At 50.8% G+C, this 22,875-nt stretch carries 24 protein-coding genes, 3 tRNA genes and 1 pseudogene; 15 read left to right on the forward strand and 13 right to left on the reverse strand.

Annotated features, from left to right (window positions below):
* Window positions 1-243 precede the first annotated feature (243 nt).
* The 4 genes from N5923_RS22905 (at window position 244) to N5923_RS22920 (ending at window position 3,469) form a co-directional block, all read left to right on the forward strand.
* Window positions 244-915 (forward strand): glutathione S-transferase family protein, encoded by a 672-nt coding sequence (locus tag N5923_RS22905; protein ID WP_267144494.1) that lies wholly within the window; start codon window positions 244-246, stop codon window positions 913-915.
* 94 nt (window positions 916-1,009) lie between these two features.
* Window positions 1,010-1,303 carry a hypothetical protein gene (locus N5923_RS22910; protein WP_267144493.1) on the forward strand — a complete coding sequence of 98 codons (294 nt, stop codon included), beginning with the start codon at window positions 1,010-1,012 and terminating at the stop codon, window positions 1,301-1,303.
* A 378-nt stretch (window positions 1,304-1,681) separates the two neighbouring features.
* Window positions 1,682-2,401, forward strand: a complete 720-nt coding sequence (locus tag N5923_RS22915) for a PAS and helix-turn-helix domain-containing protein (protein WP_267144492.1) — start codon at window positions 1,682-1,684, stop codon at window positions 2,399-2,401.
* Between the two features lie 663 nt (window positions 2,402-3,064).
* On the forward strand, window positions 3,065-3,469 hold the full coding sequence (locus N5923_RS22920) for a hypothetical protein (protein WP_267144491.1): 405 nt from the start codon (window positions 3,065-3,067) through the stop codon (window positions 3,467-3,469).
* A 231-nt stretch (window positions 3,470-3,700) separates the two neighbouring features.
* Here N5923_RS22920 and N5923_RS22925 read toward each other — a convergent pair whose 3' ends face one another.
* The gene (locus N5923_RS22925; RefSeq protein WP_267144490.1) at window positions 3,701-4,063 is read right to left on the reverse strand and encodes a winged helix-turn-helix transcriptional regulator; all 363 of its coding nucleotides are present in this window, start codon (window positions 4,061-4,063) and stop codon (window positions 3,701-3,703) included.
* A gap of 98 nt (window positions 4,064-4,161) precedes the next feature.
* Here N5923_RS22925 and N5923_RS22930 point away from each other — a divergent pair, with 98 nt between their 5' ends.
* Entirely contained in the window at window positions 4,162-5,016 is an 855-nt protein-coding gene (locus N5923_RS22930) for an alpha/beta fold hydrolase (protein WP_267144489.1), read from the forward strand.
* Window positions 5,017-5,212: 196 nt separating this feature from the next.
* Window positions 5,213-5,812 (forward strand): hypothetical protein, encoded by a 600-nt coding sequence (locus N5923_RS22935; protein WP_267144488.1) that lies wholly within the window; start codon window positions 5,213-5,215, stop codon window positions 5,810-5,812.
* A 77-nt stretch (window positions 5,813-5,889) separates the two neighbouring features.
* Here the strand turns inward: N5923_RS22935 and N5923_RS22940 are convergent.
* From N5923_RS22940 to uvrY, 7 genes and pseudogenes are all read right to left on the reverse strand, one after another.
* Window positions 5,890-7,171 (reverse strand): annotated as a pseudogene (locus tag N5923_RS22940) (tyrosine-type recombinase/integrase).
* A 219-nt stretch (window positions 7,172-7,390) separates the two neighbouring features.
* Window positions 7,391-7,476 (reverse strand) — tRNA-Leu (locus tag N5923_RS22945).
* Window positions 7,477-7,487: 11 nt separating this feature from the next.
* Window positions 7,488-7,561, reverse strand: a tRNA-Cys gene (locus N5923_RS22950).
* A 53-nt stretch (window positions 7,562-7,614) separates the two neighbouring features.
* A tRNA-Gly gene (locus tag N5923_RS22955) sits at window positions 7,615-7,690 on the reverse strand.
* Window positions 7,691-7,854: 164 nt separating this feature from the next.
* Window positions 7,855-8,403, reverse strand: a complete 549-nt coding sequence (gene pgsA / locus N5923_RS22960) for a CDP-diacylglycerol--glycerol-3-phosphate 3-phosphatidyltransferase (RefSeq protein WP_267144431.1) — start codon at window positions 8,401-8,403, stop codon at window positions 7,855-7,857.
* A gap of 71 nt (window positions 8,404-8,474) precedes the next feature.
* Window positions 8,475-10,307, reverse strand: a complete 1,833-nt coding sequence (uvrC, locus tag N5923_RS22965; RefSeq protein ID WP_267144430.1) for an excinuclease ABC subunit UvrC — start codon at window positions 10,305-10,307, stop codon at window positions 8,475-8,477.
* Entirely contained in the window at window positions 10,300-10,959 is a 660-nt protein-coding gene (gene uvrY / locus N5923_RS22970; RefSeq protein ID WP_267144429.1) for a UvrY/SirA/GacA family response regulator transcription factor, read from the reverse strand. Before uvrY ends, uvrC begins: the two co-directional genes overlap by 8 nt.
* Before the next feature lie 430 nt (window positions 10,960-11,389).
* Here uvrY and N5923_RS22975 point away from each other — a divergent pair, with 430 nt between their 5' ends.
* Both N5923_RS22975 and N5923_RS22980 read left to right on the forward strand, forming a co-directional pair.
* A complete protein-coding gene (locus tag N5923_RS22975) occupies window positions 11,390-11,614 on the forward strand; it encodes a DUF2594 family protein (RefSeq protein ID WP_267144428.1) in 225 nt (74 codons plus the stop codon).
* Between the two features lie 76 nt (window positions 11,615-11,690).
* A complete protein-coding gene (locus N5923_RS22980) occupies window positions 11,691-12,026 on the forward strand; it encodes a GlpM family protein (protein ID WP_267144427.1) in 336 nt (111 codons plus the stop codon).
* Here N5923_RS22980 and N5923_RS22985 read toward each other — a convergent pair whose 3' ends face one another.
* From N5923_RS22985 to N5923_RS22995, 3 genes are all read right to left on the reverse strand, one after another.
* Complete coding sequence (locus N5923_RS22985; RefSeq protein ID WP_267144426.1) at window positions 12,027-12,641, reverse strand: autoinducer synthase; 615 nt, start codon at window positions 12,639-12,641, stop codon at window positions 12,027-12,029. It abuts the gene before it with no gap.
* Window positions 12,642-12,767: 126 nt separating this feature from the next.
* Window positions 12,768-13,490: a transcriptional regulator SdiA gene (sdiA, locus tag N5923_RS22990; protein ID WP_267144666.1), complete on the reverse strand. Its 723-nt coding sequence runs from the start codon at window positions 13,488-13,490 to the stop codon at window positions 12,768-12,770.
* Window positions 13,491-14,249: 759 nt separating this feature from the next.
* The gene (locus N5923_RS22995) at window positions 14,250-14,948 is read right to left on the reverse strand and encodes an extensin-like domain-containing protein (RefSeq protein ID WP_407704517.1); all 699 of its coding nucleotides are present in this window, start codon (window positions 14,946-14,948) and stop codon (window positions 14,250-14,252) included.
* Between the two features lie 329 nt (window positions 14,949-15,277).
* Here N5923_RS22995 and cycA point away from each other — a divergent pair, with 329 nt between their 5' ends.
* Window positions 15,278-16,672: a D-serine/D-alanine/glycine transporter gene (gene cycA, locus N5923_RS23000; protein ID WP_267144425.1), complete on the forward strand. Its 1,395-nt coding sequence runs from the start codon at window positions 15,278-15,280 to the stop codon at window positions 16,670-16,672.
* Between the two features lie 42 nt (window positions 16,673-16,714).
* Here cycA and N5923_RS23005 read toward each other — a convergent pair whose 3' ends face one another.
* On the reverse strand, window positions 16,715-17,695 hold the full coding sequence (locus tag N5923_RS23005) for a metal-dependent hydrolase (RefSeq protein ID WP_267144424.1): 981 nt from the start codon (window positions 17,693-17,695) through the stop codon (window positions 16,715-16,717).
* Window positions 17,696-17,711: 16 nt separating this feature from the next.
* Window positions 17,712-18,347: an HTH-type transcriptional regulator RutR gene (gene rutR, locus N5923_RS23010; RefSeq protein ID WP_267144423.1), complete on the reverse strand. Its 636-nt coding sequence runs from the start codon at window positions 18,345-18,347 to the stop codon at window positions 17,712-17,714.
* A 308-nt stretch (window positions 18,348-18,655) separates the two neighbouring features.
* Here rutR and rutA point away from each other — a divergent pair, with 308 nt between their 5' ends.
* Genes rutA through rutF form a run of 6 tightly spaced genes read left to right on the forward strand, consistent with a single transcriptional unit; the run spans window position 18,656 to window position 22,850 of the window.
* Window positions 18,656-19,747, forward strand: a complete 1,092-nt coding sequence (gene rutA / locus N5923_RS23015) for a pyrimidine utilization protein A (protein WP_267144422.1) — start codon at window positions 18,656-18,658, stop codon at window positions 19,745-19,747.
* A complete protein-coding gene (gene rutB / locus N5923_RS23020; RefSeq protein ID WP_267144421.1) occupies window positions 19,747-20,493 on the forward strand; it encodes a pyrimidine utilization protein B in 747 nt (248 codons plus the stop codon). The genes rutA and rutB overlap by 1 nt, the downstream gene beginning before the upstream one ends.
* Before the next feature lie 21 nt (window positions 20,494-20,514).
* The gene (gene rutC, locus N5923_RS23025; RefSeq protein ID WP_267144420.1) at window positions 20,515-20,901 is read left to right on the forward strand and encodes a pyrimidine utilization protein C; all 387 of its coding nucleotides are present in this window, start codon (window positions 20,515-20,517) and stop codon (window positions 20,899-20,901) included.
* Between the two features lie 11 nt (window positions 20,902-20,912).
* Window positions 20,913-21,740, forward strand: a complete 828-nt coding sequence (gene rutD / locus N5923_RS23030) for a pyrimidine utilization protein D (RefSeq protein WP_267144419.1) — start codon at window positions 20,913-20,915, stop codon at window positions 21,738-21,740.
* Window positions 21,725-22,315 (forward strand): malonic semialdehyde reductase, encoded by a 591-nt coding sequence (locus tag N5923_RS23035; protein ID WP_267144418.1) that lies wholly within the window; start codon window positions 21,725-21,727, stop codon window positions 22,313-22,315. The genes rutD and N5923_RS23035 overlap by 16 nt, the downstream gene beginning before the upstream one ends.
* A 10-nt stretch (window positions 22,316-22,325) precedes the next feature.
* Window positions 22,326-22,850 carry an NADH-dependent FMN reductase RutF gene (gene rutF, locus N5923_RS23040; RefSeq protein WP_267144417.1) on the forward strand — a complete coding sequence of 175 codons (525 nt, stop codon included), beginning with the start codon at window positions 22,326-22,328 and terminating at the stop codon, window positions 22,848-22,850.
* The last annotated feature ends 25 nt before the right edge of the window (window positions 22,851-22,875 follow it).

A 22,875-nucleotide genomic window follows, 5' to 3' on the forward strand; every position in this document is an offset into this window, starting at 1 on the left:
CAGCTCCTGGACCGGCAAGTTCCCTGCGGACGGTTGGCAACATCGCGTACTGCCACGCTGTTTATCCCTAAAGGGCGTCGATCGGGCTTACTGATCAGTCCACAATTCATCCTACACATATTTATCGATAAATTATTAAAAAGAATAGATGGTATGCCATATAGGTCAATATCATTCTCTGGGGGAATATGGGTATATTTATTCGACCGCCCGGTCACGGGCCTCCAGCGGAAAGGAATAGTTATGACGATCAAGATTTATGGCGATCCCGGCTCGGGCAGCTTGCGTCGCGTTACCACCGCCGCGAAGATCATGGGCGTTGAAATCGAACGCGTGAACGTCGATCTGTTTAAGGGCGAAAGCCAGACCGACGAATTCAAATCACGTCTCAATCCCCACGGTTTAACGCCGGTTCTGGAAGATGGCGATTTCATTCTCTATGAAGCCGCTGCGATTAATCTTTATCTGGCCAGTAAGGTAAACTCCCCGCTGATCGGAACCACGGAGAAAGATCGGTTTCAGGTTCTTCAGTGGATGTTCTGGTCGGGCGAGCAATGGCGCATCTTCGCAACCACCCTTTTCGATGAGCGGGTCGGGAAGCCGGTCACGGGTCAGCCGAAGAACGAACCGGTGATTGCGTTTGCTGAGGACAAGTTTCGCGCTGCGGCGAAGGTGCTCGATCAGCATCTTGAAGGCCGCAAATTCATGGTTGGCCAGTCTCTGACCCTTGCTGATTTCGATATTGCGGGACCCTTCTCCCAGATCGATCGTTCAAAGCCTCCCCTCCGGGACTATCCAAACCTCATGGCCTGGCACGACAATCTGCTCCGGTCTATCCCGGAGTGGGCGGAGACGAAGGCTGAGGTTGACAACCGTTTTGACAGCTTCCTGAAGAGCGTCGGCGTGAGGTTGTAAGCTTCAGGGCCAGCGCGCCGGGTTCCTTTATGCAGGTTCATCACGTTCACTGACGTGCTGGCGGCGGGAATGCTGTCCGGATAAGGAAATATTCATGACGGTGAAGCCTCAGTGCGGCGCGGGGGCGCATCTGCGGTCGGTTTTATCCGTCAGAAGGCGCCGGGTGCCCGGCCGGCAAAAAAAGAGGACATCCGTCAAATCAGATGTAACTTCAGATAAGATTGGCGCCCCCTTTTTTCAGAAGAAAACAATTTTGAATGATTTTTTTTCTGACGGCATTTGTGAATGCATCCTTCCCATCACAGCTGATGTCTCTCCTGCTTTTCCTCCAGATATACGGACTTCTGCTTGTGTAACGCCAGATGGAGAATTAAGAAAACTTTTTTAAAAGACTGTTTTCTCATCTTCCTGAACTAACTGAAAGGCCTCCCGCAGAGCTTTTATATCTTACCAGCTTTCATTATCACCAGAGATATTACATATCCGAAAACTGCTGATACTCACGCTCACTCATGGCTCGAAGAATATTGTTTTTATTCCTGAATGCAGCATTAAATATAACAACCTTCTTTTAATAAAATGTAAAAGCGAACAATACCTCATAGGCACACAATGATTATACAGATCATTATTTTAATAATTATTATTTGTCCGGGCATTTTCTACTTCAAATACATTTTTTGACCGGTCTTATTCAGCGTCAAACCTGGACCATGGTAGAGTTGACTTAAATGTGAACAGTCATAAACCCGGAGAGGATAAAACTATGAAAGATGACACAGAAATACTTATACCTGCAATGATGACACAAACTTTTGACTTACTGGCCGACCCCGTTACTATCGTCAATAAACATTCCCGCATCATACATGCCAATCCGGCTCTTGCCAGGCTGTGCAACGTACCCGGTAACTCATTTCTGAACGGAAAGGAGTATGAAGAGGTACAGTCAAAGCTGTTTGAGGATGAAGAATCCAGAAATCACTGGAAGGAACAAGATAAGAAAATTCTCGATAATCCTTCTATTCAACTGAGAATGCTTGAAATACACCCCGGCAGCACTGAATCCCCCTTTATCTGTACCAAAATGCCGCTTTTCAACGGGCAAAGGGAATGCGTCGGTTCAGTGCACCACATAAAATATCTCGAGGTCTTCCGGCCCAATGACTTCGTCAGGGGACGGCTGCCCGGCTCACTGTTACTCAACAGACCAGGCGATATTTTTAATGAGCGGGAATGCGAAATCATTTTTCTTAAACTGCAGGGCATGACAAACAGAAATATTGCTGATGTGCTCTACCGATCCAGCCGCACAATAGAAAACTCGATGCAAAGGATGTATAACAAAGCCGGCGTTAACCATCTCGACGAATTTATAGATTACTGTGAAAAAAGAGATTTTCACCGGTATCTGCCGCAGAAGTTTCTGGTAAAAAAACGCCTCGGATTCGATACCAGCGATGATGCCGATTACTATCTTGACTGATTTTTCCTCGCCATATGGCAGCGGCATACATCAGCCGCTGTGACACTGCATCATATTCACTGCGCATGGGTATAAATTACCCGAAACATTGGGTGGTTTATACCTTTCTTTCCCAGTAAAACTGACTATTATTTACCCTGTTTTTAGGGTGTTTATTTTATGATTAATTTCCTGGGTTTAAGAAGCATACATGGAATATCTGTTTTACTGATAACTGTTGTGATCTGTTTTGCGGGATTTCTTTCCGGCACACTCAGGTCAGATGAGAAACTGACCCGTATTTCTGTTATGAGAAATACCGGCTGCGCAGTGACTCTGGGGTCAGTGCTTTTTGTATGCGCCCTGTTTTCTGACCTGCTCGTCTCAGAGTTAATTATGGCTGCCGGTATAGCGTCCCTGTGCTTCCCATATATTATAAAATTTACAAAGGTCGCTTCCTGACTCCTTATGTGACGCAGGAATAAGCGACCTTATAAATGAAGCCGGCAACGGGGAAATACAATAATAACAAACAAAAATAAATGGCTGCAATCCGGCAATATGGATCTTCCTCATGTCCGAGAGTCATTTTAGCATTGCTTTATTTCAGAATTTTCGAAGCCTTACATCCCTGTAACCGGGCTTTTGCTTTCAGTGCTCTCTAGCCCCTGTCAGGAACAGCTAATGCTCGATCTAACTGCGTTGGATTATCTAAAATATATGGGAGTCGGGTTAATTCTGATTCCTTTTTTCCTTGTATCTAAAGCTGTAATGATAAAAACGAGAAATGAGTTCAAGAAAAGTGGGCTTGGCTTTGCAGCTTTTTTCCTGGCGGTTCATATTGCTTTATTCCTTGCTCCTGTGGGTATTCTCCTTGCTTCCTATTTTGATAAAGGAACTGGTGTGTTATTAATCACTTCTCTTACTTTCTTGCTTATTTTATCAGGCGCATACGTTTATGACAGGATCATCAAACGCACTTTCGTTATCAGGATTGATGAGGAAACATTTTATATATTATATCATCGAGCAAAAGATGACGGTGTTTCCATCAAAGATCTGATTGTGGACAGAGTCAAAAAAGAATAATGGCGCAGTTTGTCTTACAGGTCTGAATGAACCCTATCAAAAAAGGGTATTATGCATAACATCAATAGTGCCTCTCTAGAGCTTGAGGGAATCAGGTCAAGTGATAATGAGACTCTGAGACCAGGCATCAATTAATTAATGCAGCTCCTGACCTGATTCCTATTGATTAACACAGTAGCAATATCCGCTTCTGGCACGAAGCGGGCTGGTCGCAAATCAGGACTTAAAGCTTTAGTTTTCGCTGGTGAACGAATTTCTCGCCGCAAGAATTTCTGCAACGTGTGTAACTGACCACTGGCGAAGCGCGTCAACAATCGGCACGAGGGAGACCCCGAGTGGCGTAATCCCATATTGCACCGTCACCGGAACCGTTGCGAACGCCTCGCGTCGTACCAGTCCGTTCATTTCCAAGCGTCGAAGCGTTTGGCCGAGCATCTTTTGACTGATCCCCTCGATCTGACGTTTCAACGTGTTGAAACGTACTGGATTCTCAGACACTGCAATGAGTAACAAAACTGACCATTTGTCAGCGAGTTGATCAAGCAGCATACGAGTAGGACAGGTCGCGATGAAAGGGCCAGAAAGATCTGCCATTGTTACCTCCAGGTTACTTGGGGTGGTGTTGGTATCTTATTGACACCAGTCTCATTGAGTATCAACCTTTCGTCAAGAAGAAAACCAAGGAGAAAGCTGTGATCGAATCTACTCACTATCCGAATATTGTCATACGTACCGTCGAGGTGAATGGCATTACCATCAATGTCGCCACATCGGGCACAGGTCCAGCCGTCCTGCTGCTACACGGCTGGCCACATACCTGGCAGCTTTGGCGCAACCTGGTTCCATTTCTTACCACGGATTATTGCGTGATCGCGCCCGACCTGCGCGGAATCGGTGCAACGACACTGGCGGACAACGGCTATGACCTGCACACATTAGCAGACGACGCGGCGGCATTGCTTGAGGCACTTGATGTTGAGCAAGCGAGCGTGGTTGGTATCGACCTCGGCGTTTCGATCGCAACGATGCTGGCGCTGCGCCATCCAGCGCGCACCCGCCATCTCATTGTCACCGAGGGGCTGGTCGGTAAGCTGCCTGGCGCTGAAGCCTTCCTGGCCAACGGCGCCCCATGGTGGTTCGGCTTCCATGGGACACCAGGCCTGGCCGAATCCGTCCTCGAGGATCACGCCGACCGCTACATCGACTGGTTCCTGATTAACGGGACTGCAGATCGCAAAGGCATAGACCCTGCAATTCGCGATGCATTCGTCACAGCTTACCAAACGCGCGAGAGATTGCGCTGTGGGTTTAAGCATTACCGTGCTTTTCCTGTCGGTGCGAGGCAATTGGTTGAGGCGGTAGCCCAAACCAAGCTTTCGGTTCCGATACTCGCACTTGCAGGAGGTGTTGTTGGCACTGCGGTCGCTAACCAGCTCCGGCCAGTCTCGGCAGACCTGACGACAGGCGTTATTGAAAATTGCGGCCACTTGGTACCACTTGAACAGCCGCAAGCCCTCGCCGTTGCTATTCGTGGCTTCATAGCGTGATCGCCAAACGACCTCCGCAAATCTGGGAAGCGGCTCGCTCTTCCCAATAAGGGGGGTTGAGGTGTAGTGATGAATACATCGGCTTTCGCCGGTAGCGCTTTGACCGGAACCATCCGTAATCCGCAAAATCTGAAGCAGAGCGGGCAATATATCATTGGCACCATTCAGTCTTTTGTTGCCGGGTAGAGGAAATATAGTGTTAACGAAAGAATTCAAAGCCAGATTTCAGAACTGTAAATCCGCCGAAAAAAGTATCAAAATGGCTACAGGCAAGGAGCTCTCCGATATCAAGGAAGATCTGATGGATGAAATGGGCCTCCCGATTGGCAAGCACACGACAGGACTGCCAATAGTCATCAGTATGCTGTTTATGATTCTGGGATTTGCTATGACGCAGCTATCACTGTGGTCAACTGTGCTTGCATGGTTCTCATTACCAGCCTATACCGTGCTGGCATGGGTGTTCGCTGCCAGTTTTGTCTTTATGGTCGTCAATACCGCGGCGCTGTTTCTGGCAGGCAAGGGAGTGATGAAAGCTGTTGAAGTGCATATTGCACTGGCTCTCTTTACGGTATTTTTGTGCATCATCCATCTGGCAAAATCTATAACTGGTTTTTTGAGCAGTGAGCCATCGGCAGGAGTGCATCTGCTCAGCGCGATTTTAGGGCTGGTATTTATTAGCATCAGTTTCTTTTGCATCAATTCAAAGACGTTTTATCAAATGCTGGTTTATACATTGCATAACCGGGCCTGGCGCAAGCTGTTAAAAACCTCTCAGCAGGGATTGAAACGCTAATAGTGTTAACACCTGCCAGGGTATGGCAGGTGAACTTTCAGCGTTGATCGTAAGTGCTATTTGCCTGAATAATAACGTCAGAAATTTAGCTTTAACGCCTGGTCTTTAGCATAATCATAAGGACTCACCCACCCCGACCGGTTAGCATCCAGATAATCCGCCCACCACTGCATCATCTTCTCGCGCTCATGAATATGCTTAGCCTTATGGATATAAGCTGCACGGACCTTTTTACGTTCCTGATGGCTCATCTGGCGTTCAACAGCTTCGCATGACCATTTGCCAGACTCGACAAGCGCGCTACATGCCATAGTGCGGAAACCATGCCCGCAGACATCTTTCTGAGTGTCATACCCAATCAGCCGCAGAGCTTTATTAATGGTGCCTTCACTCATCGTTTTCTTCAGATTACGAGCTCCTGGGAAGACCAGAAATTGCTCATCTCCCTGTAGCTGCTGGATGAGTTGCAATAACAGGACAGCCTGACGGGATAAAGGCACCAGATGAGGTGAGCGCATCTTGGCACCACGCTCAGAAAACTTAACGCCTGCGATCGGTTCTCTTCTGGCCGGAATGGTCCATATCGCTCTTTTAAAATCGATTTCTTCCCAGCGGGCAAAGCGCAGCTCGCTGGAGCGGATAAAAATCAGCAGGGTTAGCTGCAAAGCTAGTCTGGTCTGCTCACGACCTTTGTAGTGATCTATACGTCTCAGGAATTCGGGTATCTGTTCCAAATCAAGTGCGGGATGGTGATGGGTTTCAGATGGCGCAACGGCACCTGTGAGATCCTGCGCAGGGTTGTATTCAATAATGCCGTTCTGTGCAGCGTAACGCATTACTGCCGCTGTGCGCTGTTGTAGCCGGCGAGCGACATCTATCTTTCCGGCTCTCTCCACCGCCTTGATGGGTTCAACGAGATGAGGCAGTTTAAGTTTTTCGATATCATATGTTCCGATAACTGGAAATACATATAGCTCGAAATAACGCTTAACCCTCAATGCATGTTCAGCAGACCAGATACTGTTACTTACTTTACTCGCTACCCACTCAAGCGCTACGGATTGAAACGTGTGCTGAGGTACTGGGTTGAGCTTTTCCTGCTTACGTTTTTCGCCGGGGGTCGGCCCCTGAAGCTAACAATGCTTTGGCTTCTTCTCTAAGCCTTCTGGCATCAGCTAAAGTCACCGCAGGATAAGCACCAAAAGACAGCTTCTTTTCTTTACCAGCAAAGCGATATTTTAAGTACCACCGCTTAGACCCACTGGGATTTATCACCAGGTAAAGTCCGTACGCATCGCTTTGCTTATATGCCTTTAAACCGGGCTTTAAGTGCATGATAGTACGATTAGTTAACGGCATTTGGGGGCCTCACAAAAACCTAACCGGAACCAGCCCCCATTTTGGCCCCCAAATGGCGCGGATTTCAACACGCAGATATGCACCATCATGCACTGAATGACTTTTGTTGATAAAGGGTTTACAGCCGGAGATTAAGAGAAGAAACAGGAAGTTATGCACCGCTGCGGAAGACTACGGACGAAAAAAAAGTCACCCGCGGGGTGACTTTTTTCTGAAGCATGGTGCCCGGGGCGGGACTTGAACCCGCACAGCCATAAGCCGAGGGATTTTAAATCCCTTGTGTCTACCGATTTCACCACCCGGGCAGGGTGTAAATTGGAGGCGCGTCCCGGAGTCGAACCGAGGTAGGCGGATTTGCAATCCGCAGCATGGCCACTCTGCCAACGCGCCTTAATTCTGTTGCCTTTTCAGGCTGTTATCAGATGATTTCTGATAACCTAATTTGGAGCGGGAAACGAGACTCGAACTCGCGACCCCGACCTTGGCAAGGTCGTGCTCTACCAACTGAGCTATTCCCGCAATTATCAGCTAACTAACTAAGAAATTCTTCCGAACCTGCTGATTTAATTTATCTTCTGGCGCTGAGCTGCCGTTCGATGCGTTGCATTCTACTGACCTGAGGAAATGAGTCAACAGAATTATCCTCACTCCGTGTCCGTTTGCTGCTTTTTAAATCGTATCGATCAGCGTTCAAACAAATCGCCGCGCGCAGCGCTTAAATACTGGAACATTGACCAGAAAGTCAGCACCGCCGCAATATAGAGTGCAGCCACGCCAATCCCTTCTACCATGGCGTCCGGACGCCATAATAAGGCGAACAGCGCCAGCATCTGTGCCGTAGTTTTAACTTTACCAATCCAGGACACCGCCACACTGCTGCGCTTACCAATTTCCGCCATCCACTCGCGCAGCGCAGAAATAATAATTTCACGGGCAATCATAGTCGCTGCCGGCAGGGTTATCCACCAGGCGTGAAAGTGTTCGGCAACCAGTACCATCGCCATCACTACCATTACTTTATCGGCGACAGGATCAAGAAAGGCGCCAAAACGCGTGGTTTGCTTCCAGCGACGGGCAAGAAAGCCGTCAAACCAGTCGGTAACCGCGGCGAAAATGAAAATCAGCGCGCAAGCCAGAGGAGCCCAATGAAATGGCAGATAGAATGCCAGCACAAAGAACGGGATCAGGATGACACGAAACAGGGTGAGCCACGTCGGAATATTAAATTGCATATGCTACGGTAACTGTCTGGCCGGAGTAGGATTTACCTGTATGTTGCAACATTGCTCCCCGCTATTCAATGCTAGTGTTTCAGTGAATGGAAGATTTTTTCCGCAAGAGCATGGGAAATACCCGGCACATTGGCTATTTCCTCAACCGTTGCGGCCATCAGAGGTTGCAGTCCCCCCATGTACTTAAGCAGCTGCTGGCGGCGCTTCGGCCCGATTCCTTCAATTAATTCCAGCGCGCTGGTGTTCTTCACTTTCGCGCGTTTATTACGATGTCCTGTAATTGCATGATTGTGAGAGTCGTCACGAATATGTTGGATGACATGCAATGCAGGCGAGTCCGGCGGCAGAGAAAAACCTTCGCCGTGCGGTTCAAGAAACAGCGTCTCCAGCCCGGCCTTACGATCGCTACCCTTCGCTACCCCTAATAACAGCGGATGATGTTTATCCCAGGGCACATCCAGTTCGGCAAATACGTTTTTGGCCTGCGTCAGCTGCCCTTTACCACCATCGATCAGGATAACATCAGGAATTTTACTCTCTTCCAGCGCTTTACCGTATCGACGACGCAGAACCTGATCCATCGCCGCATAATCATCACCCGGTGTGATGCCGCTGATATTATAACGACGATACTCGGCGCGCAGCGGGCCATTGCTGTCAAACACCACACACGAAGCGATGGTTTGCTCACCCATGGTATGACTGATATCAAAACACTCCATCCGCCGGATCGCAGGCAGCTTAAGCGTTTCCGCCAGCGCCGACAGCCGCTGATGAATGGTTGAATGCTGCGCCAGACGGGTGACCAGCGCGGTAGCAGCATTGGTGCGCGCCAGTTTCAGATAGCGTGCACGGTCGCCACGCGGTTTGCTCTGAATATTAACCCGTCGTCCGGCCAGCTCAGTTAAAGAATCGGATAATAGTTCGCGTTCAGGCAGAGTGAAATCAAGCAATATCTCCGATGGCAGGCTACGCGCTTCACTGCCCTGCAGATAAAACTGGCCGACAAAGGTCTGCACCACTTCCGCCAGCTCGGTGCCGCCAGGTACTTTCGGGAAATAACTGCGGCTACCCAGTACCTTGCCCTGACGGATAAACAGCACATGTAAACAGGCCATACCGGAATCAAAGGACACACCGATAACATCGAGATCATCACCCTGATTAGAAACAAACTGCTTCTCAGTCACGCGACGCACCGCCTGAATCTGATCGCGCAGCCGCGCCGCTTCTTCAAATTTCAGCGCCATGCTGGCTTGTTCCATGCGGCTGACCAGCAGATTCAGCACCTGATCATCTTTTCCGGAGAGGAACAGACGCACATATTCTATCTGCTGCGCATACTCCTCTTCGCTGACCAGCCCGCTAACGCAGGGGCCAAGACAACGGCCAATCTGATACTGCAGACAGGGACGGGAGCGGTTGCGATAGACGCTGTTTTCACACTGACGCACCGGGAAAATCTTCTGCAGCAGCGCTAAGGTTTCACGCACCGCGTAACCATTGGGAAACGGGCCAAAGTACTCCCCTTTCGCATGTTTAGCACCGCGATGAGATGCCAGTCGCGGATGGGCATCCGAACTGAGAAAAATATAGGGGTAAGACTTGTCGTCGCGCAACAGCACGTTATAGCGCGGCTGATACAACTTGATATAGTTGTGCTCCAGCAGCAGCGCTTCGGTTTCCGTATGGGTGACGGTGACATCAATCTGGCAGATATTCCCTACCAGCGCCTCTGTTTTACGACTGCCCGGGTTGACGCGAAAATAGCTGGCGAGACGCTTTTTCAGATCTTTGGCTTTACCGACATAGATAACCGTACCACCAGCATCGTACATCCGGTAAACGCCCGGCTGGCTGGTAACGGTCTTCAGAAAGGATTTTGCTTCAAACGCTTCATTCACTGCTAATCAACGACTCCGCATTAAACATGCCATGACGAATGGCTAAATGCGTTAACTCAACATCGCCACTGATATTCAGTTTACTGAACATACGGTAGCGATAGCTGTTAACTGTCTTCGGGCTGAGGCTCAGCTGCTCGGAAATCTCGGTGACTTTCTGTCCCCTGGTGATCATCAGCATAATCTGTAATTCACGCTCAGACAAACAACTGAACGGCGATTCCGCTTTTTGTGGTTCTATCTGGCTAAGCGCCATCTGCTGCGCGATATCAGAAGCAATGTAGCGCTGGCCGGCATTGACCGAACGAATCGCACTGATCACTTCCTGCGGCGCAGCACCTTTGCTCAGATAGCCAGCAGCGCCCGCCTGCATCACTTTTGCCGGTAACGGATTTTCCGTGTGGATGGTGAGCATAATAATTTTGATATCGGGATTGAAGCGCACGATTTTACGCGTGGCTTCAAGGCCGCCGATGCCGGGCATATTCATATCCATCAGCACGACATCAACGTTATTGGCGCGACACCATTTGACTGCATCTTCGCCGCAGTTCGCTTCACCGGCAACCAGAATGCCTTTGATATCTTCCAGTATGCGACGAATCCCTGCGCGTACCAGTTCGTGGTCATCAACAAGAAGAACGCTGATCAAAAGAGATCTCTCCAGAATGGTCGAAGGTGAAAGTAGAGTACACGGGAAAATTTAACTGCCAATGTTACTCTTTTTTCGGCGAGGAATGAACATAAATCACCGTTTATACTGTAATGATTTATGCTATTTATAGGATGAAATAATTATGTTGATCAACAAGTGTTTTTAAGCTCAATTGGCGCGCTTATATAATCATACTTAATTATATCAATGTTAAATATATTACAAAAAACATTAAAACCATAATAATCAAAACGTTAAATTTGTAACATTTGTTATCATTTTAACATCAATTAATAGTCGTTTACTGACTGTTAAATTACCAGCGGTTAGCAGGGTTAGCCGGCTGCTGAGTTGTGATATACTTCAAAGTGTTTTTATTTACATAACATCATGGTTATAAGCAAAATACATGTCCAGGGAGATAGCAATGAGCCAGATCGACTTTACCACTTCACAACATACTCAGGCGCTGGCCGATGAGGTTGCCTGCCTTAAAGCGATGGTGACCCTGATGCTCAAAGGCATGGGTCAGGCAGACGCGGGCAAAGTCATCATTAATATGGAGAGATTTATCGAGCAGCTGGAAGATCAGAACCAGGCAGAGGTGTTCAGCAATACCATCAAACAGATCAAATTCGCCTACCGCCAGTAGCGCTTATCCGGCAAGCCCATTGATTTTACGCCTTAATTAGCCCATGTTAGCCTTTTGGGTTTGACAGAGCGAAACAATGGGCTTACTTATCAAGGCAATACTGGGTGCGGCGGTAGTGGTGTTAATTGGTTTCCTGGCAAAAACGCGCAATTACTACATTGCCGGGCTGATACCACTGTTCCCTACTTTTGCGCTGATTGCCCATTACATTGTGGTGACAGAGCGCGGTATTGAAGCGCTACGCACCACTATTGTGTTCGGCATGTGGGCGATCCTGCCCTACTTCCTGTACTTATTATCCTTATGGTATTTCGTGGGCATCATGCGCCTGCCCTTCGCCTTAGGCTGCGCGGTGCTTTGCTGGATCCTCGCCGCCTGGCTGCTGATTAGCTTGTGGTCGCGCTGGGCTTAATTAGCGGCCGCGCGCATGCCAGTTCACCGAAACGCCCAGTGAAGGCAGCACTTCTTCCGGGCTAAAGCGACGCGCGCCATGATATTTATCAGCCAGCGTTGGCTGGTCAACCGGAATTTTCACCGCAAATAAATTATCTTCAGAGTGAATCAGTCCAGGTGTTAATGGCTCATAATTCACCTGATATTGTTCAAACATTTTTTCCAGCATCGGCGTTGCCGCACTGACCACATGTTCAATACCGACATTTTCCGCCATCTGCAGCGCATGCCACAAGATATTCAGTGGCAACTCTTTATCGATCTCCAGTCGGGCAGAAAAACGCGACATTTCCCAGGTCGCATCAGCATTAAATGGCACAGTGATCCCCTCACTGACCTCCGTATCCTGCCATTTCATCAGTCGCGCGCAGCCACTGATGCCATGTTTTGCACTCCATGCTATTAACCAGCTGACATCCGAACGGTCAAAACGGTCATACTCCTGGCCGGGCGTCCGCAATCGCGATGGAATAGACCAACCTTCTCCGCGGGCAAATACGTTGTAGCGATAACTGCCTAATTCCGCCAACAACGAGGATGGCATGTCCTTTAGCTGGGTTTGAATAATCTTCATCACTGTCCCCTGTCGCATCCCTCGTAAATGCCGCGAGGTCGCGGCATCAGCAGATTTGTTACCCTGGGCGCAGGGTAGACAACCGACTAGCGAGATGTAACTACCAATATTGGTAGTTGCGTTTGTTTAAATTAGTCCTGTGGCTGCGGCATAACAGGCAAGCTGAGTTTTATTTGCCGCATTAAAACGTTTCTGCATATTCTTCTGGTGGAAATTGACGGTGTGCTGCGAAATCCCCAGAATCAGCGAAATCTCTGCGGCGGTTTTTCCTTCAGCGGTCCATTTCACTATTTCCAGCTCCCGCTCACTAAACACCATATCGAGCACCGACATAGAGCGGTCTCCGAGGCGGATCAGCGCCATCAGATACAGCTCCGTCAGGTGCTGGAATTTCATCTGGAAGGTCGGATCGACATCAATGGTTTTTAAAGAAATGCGTGATGACACAGACAATATGCCGGTGGCACGGTTAGTTGCCATTATAGAACAGGAAAACCCGGCACGCAGGCCAAAATCATTTGCTTCACGCCAGAGTCTCCCGCAATCGACAAAAATTTCTTCTCTCCATTGCACTATTTTTCCCGGCGAGTGGCGCATTCGCACAATAGGGTCTACTTCGACATATTTCTTCTGTCGATAATGGCTGACCCAGCGTGCGGGAAAGGTGGTAAACAGATGCGTTTCAGGTCGCGTAAAGGGCACAGGGTGCCAGATATTCAAGGCAAAATAGTCAAAGCCGAGCTGCTCAATCTGCTGCTGAACGATATGGGTCAACTGACCAGTTTCAGCCGCATTATGGAAAAGAACCCCGACTTCCCCACACCAGCTGAAATAATTTTCGGACGTCATCAATGCCTCATCGATACGCAGTGTCATTCGCGCCACACTTATAATTATGCTGGTGAATGGCGGAGTAAAAAAAAGATCTTATACGCGAAAATGGCGCATTATCTGCAATTGGCAACAGAAAAAACTGCCGCAATAGCACAGGGTAGTAATGAAAATTATTCATGGACGAAAGGAAAGTTCGAATCATTTAAAATAAAAATAAATAGCAGGCGCCGTTGATGATCAGCATATAGTTATCACTGCACTGCCAGACATCCACGGTTTTCATTTATCGCAATGGTAAAGAATAAGATTTTTCTTATCAGGATTCAATATTTTTGCCCCGCTTCTGGTTTAATTCTTTCGCTATTTTTTTACAGTAAACAACCTAAGTTAAACCAAAAAGAACCCAACTAAAAAATCTTTTAAAAACATAAAGATACAACAAAAATACCAACAATCACAGGATTAAGTTCATCATAACCGGCCGCCGATTTAAATCAATATTGATTAATACCCTTTTTATCCTTTTTACCATCAACGTTCATCGGCAAAAATGGATTATTCCTTTTTATTATTACTGACTCATAATCGGTTATAAGCTAAAAAACCTTTCTCTGCCCAAAACAGGGGTTTAATTCAACTCATTGAATTTAGTACAAAAACCACCACTTGCAGTAATTAAACCTTATCAGCCCTGCCCGGCCAGTTTGCCATGATAGCGGGATCACCGTTGTATGGCCTGCCAGCACTATTTTCCTGCAGCGCGGCTGTAACCCATTAGCGGCAAACGCCAAAACCACGCATACCGAGATGAAAGTGGTTGGCATGGGCGGCGTTATAATCCGGGCCGAGTGAATTACCAAAATAGTTGCAGCTCTGCTGAAAGGTCTGATGCAGCCAGGATGCCTTCTCAGGCGGCTGTTGCCAGTGATTTAATACAGTGATGCGCTGACCGTTCTTTAACTGAAAGCCAGCGATATCCCAGGCATCCGCCGTGGCATGTTCACTTAACCGTCCCTGCGCACGATGATAAATATTGCGGCAGGCGTAACTTCCCAGGTGATCGATGCGCGCCAGCGGCGACGCTAACGGGCCGCCACCACGCTGTTCCTGTACGCGTAATACAAACATCACGCTACTCACCGCCAGCGGACAGCTGGCAAGAAAACGGCTGCTTAACTGCACATCACCATAGCGCTGAATGCTTAGCGCATTCTCCAGCGGGCACTGGCCGCTCATCACCCCGGGTCGGCTAAATGAAACCAGTCCGGCGTCACGCGCGCGCTCCATCACTGCCAGGCAAGCCTGTGGATCTGTTGCCAGCTGACGCAGTTTATAGCGGGTAATAATATTAGGAGGATCGGTAACCGCCAGCGGCGTAAATGGATTATATTCGGCAGGCAGATGCTGTTTTATCCACGGCATTGCCAGAGTCACGCCCAGAATAATAATGACTATCGCGGCCAAAAATTTCACTGATGACTATTTCCTCAACCGACAGGTTTTACACGCGAGTATGCGCAGCCAGTATCAACAATAGCCTGGCTGCGAAGATTGCGAACAGCCTGGCGGCTATTTATACCGAACTTTACCTGCGCATTGCTGATAAAAACACCAATATTGCCGGTCTGGTTTCAGCAGCAGCCTGACCGGCTAAAATGAGCGCAATATTGCCGATTGAAGACAAAAAAAATTACCTGTTAACCAGCTTATTACACTATCTTATGCCAACTTATCTGGTTACGGACCGGATTAAATAACAGCCAGCAGAGCTGACACACATCACTGACAGGAACAGAATTGCTATGGTTGACCAATCAAAAGAGACAGAGCTGACATCCGCAGAGCCGGATAAGCTACAGCGTAATCTTCATAATCGTCACATCCAGCTTATCGCTATCGGCGGCGCCATCGGTACGGGCTTATTTATGGGCTCAGGCAAAACTATCAGCCTCGCCGGGCCTTCCATCATTTTCGTCTATATGATTATCGGCTTTATGCTGTTTTTCGTGATGCGGGCAATGGGCGAACTGCTGCTCTCTAACCTCGAATATAAATCGTTTAGCGATTTCGCCGCGGATCTGCTCGGTCCCTGGGCAGGCTATTTTACCGGCTGGACCTACTGGTTCTGTTGGGTGGTCACCGGCATTGCCGATGTGGTGGCCATCAGCTCCTATTTTCAGCTATGGTTCCCTGATTTCTCGATCTGGATGAGCGCACTGCTCTGCGTGGTGGTGTTCCTGGCACTGAATATCGCAACGGTGAAGTTATTTGGTGAAATGGAGTTCTGGTTCGCGATTATCAAAATCGTCGCCATCGTGGCGCTGATTGTGACCGGCATTGTGCTGGTGGCGATTCACTATCCTTCATCCGCGGGCAGTACCGCAGCGTTATCCAATATCTGGGATCACGGCGGTATGTTCCCGAAAGGGCTGAGCGGCTTCTTTGCCGGCTTCCAGATCGCGGTATTTGCCTTTGTGGGGATTGAACTGGTGGGTACTGCCGCGGCAGAAACTCACGATCCAAAAACTGTGCTGCCACGCGCGATCAACGCCATTCCGATTCGTATTATTTTCTTTTACGTGCTGGCGCTGATAGTGATTATGGCGGTGACGCCATGGAACCAGGTGATGCCTGACCGCAGCCCGTTTGTCGAGATGTTTGTGCTGATTGGTCTGCCTGCGGCGGCCAGTATCGTTAACTTTGTGGTGCTGACTTCTGCGGCCTCTTCAGCAAACAGCGGCATCTTCTCCACCAGCCGCATGCTGTACGGCTTAGCGCAGCAGGGCGTGGCGCATCGTGGCTTTGGCCGCCTGTCACGCCGTGCGGTGCCGACTAACGGTCTGTTCTTCTCCTGCCTCTGTCTGCTGGGCGGCGTGGCGCTGATCTACCTTATCCCGGATGTGATGACAGTATTTACCATGGTGACTACCGTCTCCGCGATCCTGTTTATGTTCGTCTGGACCATTATTCTCTGCTCATATCTGGTGTATCGTAAAAAGCGTCCCCAGCTGCACGCCGAGTCAGTATATAAGATGCCGCTGGGCAAATTTATGTGCTGGGCCTGTATGGCGTTCTTCGTGTTTGTGCTGGTGCTGCTGACGCTGGAAGAGGATACCCGCCAGGCGCTGATGGTTACGCCACTGTGGTTTGTATTGCTGGCGATTGGCTGGTTTTTCCGTAAACGTAAAGCGGGATAATCGGTAAACGGGCGGTGCTGACTGGCGCCGCCCGTATAAATCTCAGAGCCGCCGCCATAACAGATTAAATGAGCTGGCTAACGGCGCGCGCGGCATCTCCTGACGCGTCGCTGCCACATCCTGCTGCTGTTGCACCGGTTTCCCGAGGTCAAAGGTAAAGGTGTAACGCGGATCCTCACCCATCCGCAGATCGGTAATCAGCAGATGTCCCCGCTGTTCGCGCATGGCAAAAAAGCCGTGACTGAACCAGGCGACACGCTCCACATACCAGTCACCTTTATAACGCTGATACAATTCAGCGCCGCGAGGGTGATGGCTCAGTTGCAACGGACGCTGCGGCGACAACAGTGACCAGAAGCCCTCGGCATACCCCTCTGGCGTCATCACCAGCACGCGCCATACCAGCGTATTAAACGCAGTTGGCGTCACCAGCAACTGTTCAGCCGCCAGATGCTGCCGCGCTATTTCCGCTTTGATCTGATGGGTGGCGTAACTTTGCGCAAGCATACTCCAGCCAAGATAAAGCGTACTCAGCGTCAGCCCCAATGTATTCCACCACAAACCGCGTTTGCCACGCAGGCAGAGTGCTGCTACCAGACAGATCAGTAACGGCAGGGTATACAGTGGATCGACAATATAGATACTGCTGATGGCATACGGGAAATCAGTAAACGGCAGGCCAAGCTGGGTGCCATATACCGTCATTAAATCCAGCAGCGGATGGGTAATTAACGCCAGCCATACCGCTACCCACCAACGCACCCACTGCTGCCGCTGACCAAATACGCCAGCCATCAGCCACGCCAGTATCGGCGACACCAGCGTCAGCCAGAACAGCGAATGGCTTTCGGTGCGGTGCAGCGTCATATTGCGGATGGCATCGCCATGGTCAACGAACACATCCATATCCGGCAGCGTGCCACAGACAGCGCCCACTAATGCCGCCTGCCATAACGGCGCTTTACGCCCCATCGCCGCCATCGAGACTGAGGCGCCGAGAACCAGTTGCGAGACCGAATCCATATTTTCTCCCGGTGAGTTAGCGAACGCGAATACCTTCAATCACCATGCGCTGCACATTCTCAACCGTCTGATTGAAGAAGCTGTCGTCGCTAAGGGTTTGTCCGGTAATCGCTTCAACCTGAGTGGCGAAATCAGCGTAGTGCTGGGTGGTGGCCCACAGCATAAAGATCAGATGGTGCGGTTCCACCGGCGCCAGACGCCCCTGCTCGATCCAGCCTTCAATCACTGCGGACTTCTCATCCACCAGCACTTTTAGCGCGCCTTCCAGCTCGCCTTTCAGCAGCGGTGCGCCCTGCAACATTTCCAGACAGAACAGCCGTGATGCCTGCGGGTGATCGCGGGAAACCACCAGCTTCATGCGAATATACTCGCGAATCGCTTCCAGCGGCTGCAGATCGTCGCTAAACGCGCGTAGCGGCGCCAGCCAGACATCCAGAATATTTTTCAGCACCGCAATATACAGCGCCTCTTTCGACGGGAAATAGTAGAGGAGATTGGTTTTCGATACGTCAGCCCGCTCCGCCACTTTATCCAGACTGGTACCGTGGATACCAAACTGAGAGAAAAACTCCAGAGCGGCGCCAAGGATCGCCTCACGTTTTGCGGCAACGGCGCGCGAACGGCGCGTCGGGGCTTTTTCAGAAGACTTCACTGTAATTCCTTCTCCATCAAATCATCGGTTCATGATAGCAAAGCGATTTACCCATACCTAATGCGCGGTAATGCACTCAAATGAGACATCTGTGCGTTTTTATTGTGCATTTATTTTTTACCAAACGGTCTGTTTCAGACCACCTGCTCTGTAACAACACAGTGATTATTAACCAACACCCTGTTTACAAACAGCTTTTAATTTCTGGCACAGCGTTTGCAATTTGGATCATGAGCGCCGCCTCGAGGGAAATTGCAGGATGCACCGCAGCGCGTGAACCACGTCCATCGCTAAACAGAGGGTTTCACATGAAAATTGGTGTTTTTATCCCTATCGGCAATAACGGCTGGTTGATCTCAACCAATGCACCGCAATATATGCCGACCTTCGAGCTTAACAAGGCCATCGTGCAGAAAGCTGAGCACTATCACTTTGATTTTGCCCTTTCGATGATCAAATTACGCGGCTTTGGTGGCAAAACCGAGTTCTGGGATCACAATCTCGAGTCTTTCACCCTGATGGCGGGCCTTGCCGCTGTCACTTCGCGCATTCAAATCTATGCCACCGCCGCCACCCTGACGCTGCCTCCGGCTATTGTCGCACGCATGGCATCGACGATCGATTCGATTTCCAATGGCCGTTTTGGCGTCAACCTGGTTACCGGCTGGCAGAAACCCGAGTATGACCAGATGGGCATCTGGCCGGGAGATGAGTACTTCTCACGCCGTTATGACTACCTGACAGAATATGTGCAGGTGCTGCGCGATCTGTGGGGTACGGGCAAGTCCGATTTAAAAGGGGAATTCCTCACCATGAACGACTGCCGCCTCAGTCCGCAGCCGCAGCAACCGATGAAAGTCATCTGCGCTGGCCAGAGCGACGCGGGTATGGAATTCTCCGCCAAATATGCCGACTACAACTTCTGCTTCGGCAAGGGTGTCAATACGCCAACCGCTTTTGCACCGACCGCCAGCCGTATGAAAGCCGCCGCTGAAACCACCGGACGCGATGTTGGCACCTATGTGCTGTTTATGATTATTGCCGACGAAACCGATGAAGCGGCACGCGCCAAATGGGAACACTACAAAGCGGGCGCCGATGAAGAAGCGCTGGCGTGGCTCACCACCCAGAGCCAGCAGGATAAGCGCTCCGGCAGTGATACCAATGTACGCCAGATGGCGGATCCGACGTCTGCCGTCAATATCAATATGGGCACGCTGGTCGGTTCTTACGCCACTGTGGCGCGCATGCTGGATGACGTCGCTACGGTGGACGGCACCCAGGGCGTACTGCTGACTTTTGATGATTTCCTGCAGGGTATCGAAGCCTTCGGCGAACGTATCCAGCCCCTGATGACCAGCCGCATTGACGTGATTGATGCCGCAAAAGAGGTAGCCTGATGAAGACAGCTGACACCGTGGTTTGCTCTACCGCTGCGGCGGAAAACAACCTGACGCTGCCTGCGCGCCCGGAAGCGATCTTTTTTCCGCCGCAGCAAACGGCGCTGATTGTGGTTGATATGCAAAACGCCTATGCCACCGAGGGCGGTTATCTTGACCTCGCCGGCTTTGATGTCTCCGCCACCAAACCGGTCATTGAGAAAATTAAGATTGCAGTGACCGCTGCGCGTGCCGCTGGCATTCAGATTATCTGGTTCCAGAACGGCTGGGACGACCAGTACGTCGAAGCCGGGGGCGCCGGTTCGCCAAATTTCCATAAATCCAATGCGCTGAAAACCATGCGCAAACATCCCGAACGCCAGGGCACGCTGCTGGCGAAAGGCGGCTGGGATTACCAGCTGGTTGATGAGCTGCAACCGCAGGCCGGCGATATCGTGCTGCCGAAACCGCGCTATAGCGGCTTTTTCAATACGCCACTGGACAGCATGCTGCGCAGTCGCGGTATTCGTCATCTGATTTTCACCGGCATCGCCACCAATGTCTGCGTCGAGTCGACGCTGCGCGATGGCTTTTTCCTCGAATATTTTGGTGTGGTGCTGGAAGACGCAACCCATCAGGCCGGTCCGGCTTTTGCCCAGCAGGCGGCGATTTTCAATATCGAAACCTTCTTTGGCTGGGTATCCGATGTCGACAGTTTTTGCAGCACCCTGCAATCCCCCGCCATGCCGCTTAAGCGTCAGGCCTGACCCCATTAAGGAGACGTTGCTATGCCAAAAACCGTGATCACGCCGCCAGGTACCAGCATTCCCATCGCGCCGTTTGTTCCCGGCACACTCGCCGACGGCGTGGTGTATGTCTCGGGCACTCTGCCGTTCGATAAAGAAAACAATGTGGTGCATATCGGCGATGCAGCGGCGCAAACCCGTCACGTGCTGGAGACGATTAAAAGCGTGATCGAAACCGCTGGCGGCACCATGGATGATGTCACCTTTAACTCAATTTTCATCACCGACTGGAACAACTACGCAGCGGTCAATGAGGTGTATGCCGGGTACTTCCCTGGCGATAAACCGGCGCGTTTCTGCATTCAGTGCGGGCTGGTAAAACCTGACGCACTGATCGAGATCGCCACTGTGGCGCATATTGGCAAATAAGGGGCAGCGATATGGTTATCGAGCTATCAGGTCAGCAACATCCGCAGGCGAAAACCGTGGTGCTCTCTGCCGGTCTGGGCGGCTCGGGCAACTTCTGGCTGCCGCAGTTAAATGCGCTGCGCGAGCAGTATCGTGTCGTGGTGTATGACCAACGCGGTACCGGTCGCAGCCCGGACACGCTGCCTGATGGTTACAGCATGCAGGACATGGCCGCGGAACTGGCGATTGCACTGGCGAAAAATGGCATCACACAATGTGATGTAGTGGGCCATGCGCTGGGCGGTCTGATCGGCCTGCAGATGGCGCTCGATTATCCCGAGCTGGTATCGCGCGTGGTGGTGGTCAACGGCTGGCTGAGTCTCGATGCCCATACCCGGCGCTGCTTTCATGTCCGCCGCGATCTGCTGCTGAATGTGGGTATCGAAGCCTTTGTACGCGCCCAGCCGCTGTTTCTCTATCCCGCTGACTGGTTATCCGAGAACCAGGCGCGCATTGAAGCGGAAGATACGCTGAATGTTGTTCACTTCCAGGGGATGGAAAACCTGTTGCGCCGTTTGCATGCGTTGATGGACACTGATTTCAGCACCACAGCGGCGCATATCACGCAGCCGGTGCTGTTGATCTGTTCCCAGGACGATCTTCTGGTGCCCTGGACCTGCTCGGAAACGCTGCACGCTGCCCTGCCCAATGCGACGCTGAAAAAAATGCAGTGGGGAGGCCATGCGATGAGCGTGACCGACAGCCAGACGTTTAATCTGATGCTAATGGAGTGGCTGAACATCCCACATCCGGCAGCGGCAACTTCCCCTTTAATGGAGCCATCATGGCAGAACCACTGAATAACGAAGCCCTCGCCACCCTGTTTACCGCCGCACGTACCCACAATGGCTGGCAGGACAAGCCAGTTACAGACGCGCAGCTGACGGAAATTTATCAACTGCTGCGCATGGGACCAACCTCGGCCAACTGCAGCCCGGCGCGCTTCTTGTTTGTACGCAGTGCGGAAGGCAAAGAGCAACTGCGTCCCACCCTCTCCAGCGGCAATCTGGAGAAGACGATGAGTGCGCCGGTCACCGCGATTGTCGCCTGGGATCCGCAGTTCTATGATGCACTGCCAACCCTGTTTCCCCATGGTGATGCACGCTCGTGGTTTACCTCCAGTGCGGAACTGGCGGAAGAGACCGCTTTTCGTAACAGCTCGCTGCAGGCGGCTTATCTGATTACCGCCTGCCGTGCGCTCGGCCTCGACACCGGGCCGATGTCCGGTTTTGATCGCGCCAAAGTGGATGCCGCCTTTTTTGCCGACAACGGCTGGAAAAGCAATTTGTTGATTAATATCGGCTACGGCGATGTCAGTAAAGTGTATGGCCGCCTGCCGCGCCTCGATTTTGCCGACGCCTGCGTGCTCGGATAAGGAGAAAACCATGTCGCTGCATACCCTGCCGCTGGCTGCTATCGGCGTAGAAAAACAGGAATTCCGTAATGCCATGTCTCGGCTTGGCGCGGCAGTGAATATTATCACCACCGACGGTCCTGGCGGTCGCGCCGGTTTTACCGCCTCGGCGGTATGCAGCGTCACCGACAGCCCGCCGACGCTGCTGGTCTGTCTGAACCGTTCAGCATCGGTACATCCGGTGTTCAGTGAAAATCAGACCCTGTGCGTCAATACGCTGGCTGCCGGTCATGAATCCCTCTCCAGGCTCTTTGGCGGTAAGACGCCGATGGCGGAACGTTTTATCGCCGCCGAATGGACAACGCTGGTGACCGGATCGCCGATCCTCGCCGGCGCGGTGGCCTCTTTTGACTGCAAAGTCACCCAGGTGGTCAGCGTGGGCACCCATGACATTCTGTTCTGTGAGGCACAGGCGCTGGTGTGTAACGACGATACACACGGCCTGATCTATTTCGATCGTGGATATCATCATCTGATGCGGCAGGAAGCCAGTTAATCCGCCATCTGGCGGCCTCTGTTAA

This window comes from Winslowiella arboricola (assembly GCF_025527015.1).
In the GTDB taxonomy this organism is placed as follows: Bacteria; Pseudomonadota; Gammaproteobacteria; order Enterobacterales; family Enterobacteriaceae; genus Erwinia; species Erwinia arboricola.

Bases quoted from the DNA above. Each gene is read 5' to 3' on its own strand.
- N5923_RS22905 (WP_267144494.1), top strand. From the start codon at position 244: ATGACGATCAAGATTTATGGCGATCCCGGCTCGGGCAGCTTGCGTCGC.
- N5923_RS22910 (WP_267144493.1), top strand. From the start codon at position 1,010: ATGACGGTGAAGCCTCAGTGCGGCGCGGGGGCGCATCTGCGGTCGGTT.
- N5923_RS22915 (WP_267144492.1), top strand. From the start codon at position 1,682: ATGAAAGATGACACAGAAATACTTATACCTGCAATGATGACACAAACT.
- N5923_RS22920 (WP_267144491.1), top strand. From the start codon at position 3,065: ATGCTCGATCTAACTGCGTTGGATTATCTAAAATATATGGGAGTCGGG.
- N5923_RS22925 (WP_267144490.1), bottom strand. From the start codon at position 4,063: ATGGCAGATCTTTCTGGCCCTTTCATCGCGACCTGTCCTACTCGTATG.
- pgsA (WP_267144431.1), bottom strand. From the start codon at position 8,403: ATGCAATTTAATATTCCGACGTGGCTCACCCTGTTTCGTGTCATCCTG.
- N5923_RS22975 (WP_267144428.1), top strand. From the start codon at position 11,390: ATGAGCCAGATCGACTTTACCACTTCACAACATACTCAGGCGCTGGCC.
- N5923_RS22980 (WP_267144427.1), top strand. From the start codon at position 11,691: ATGGGCTTACTTATCAAGGCAATACTGGGTGCGGCGGTAGTGGTGTTA.
- N5923_RS22985 (WP_267144426.1), bottom strand. From the start codon at position 12,641: ATGAAGATTATTCAAACCCAGCTAAAGGACATGCCATCCTCGTTGTTG.
- sdiA (WP_267144666.1), bottom strand. From the start codon at position 13,490: ATGACGTCCGAAAATTATTTCAGCTGGTGTGGGGAAGTCGGGGTTCTT.
- cycA (WP_267144425.1), top strand. From the start codon at position 15,278: ATGGTTGACCAATCAAAAGAGACAGAGCTGACATCCGCAGAGCCGGAT.
- N5923_RS23005 (WP_267144424.1), bottom strand. From the start codon at position 17,695: ATGGATTCGGTCTCGCAACTGGTTCTCGGCGCCTCAGTCTCGATGGCG.
- rutA (WP_267144422.1), top strand. From the start codon at position 18,656: ATGAAAATTGGTGTTTTTATCCCTATCGGCAATAACGGCTGGTTGATC.
- rutB (WP_267144421.1), top strand. From the start codon at position 19,747: ATGAAGACAGCTGACACCGTGGTTTGCTCTACCGCTGCGGCGGAAAAC.
- rutC (WP_267144420.1), top strand. From the start codon at position 20,515: ATGCCAAAAACCGTGATCACGCCGCCAGGTACCAGCATTCCCATCGCG.
- rutD (WP_267144419.1), top strand. From the start codon at position 20,913: ATGGTTATCGAGCTATCAGGTCAGCAACATCCGCAGGCGAAAACCGTG.
- N5923_RS23035 (WP_267144418.1), top strand. From the start codon at position 21,725: ATGGCAGAACCACTGAATAACGAAGCCCTCGCCACCCTGTTTACCGCC.
- rutF (WP_267144417.1), top strand. From the start codon at position 22,326: ATGTCGCTGCATACCCTGCCGCTGGCTGCTATCGGCGTAGAAAAACAG.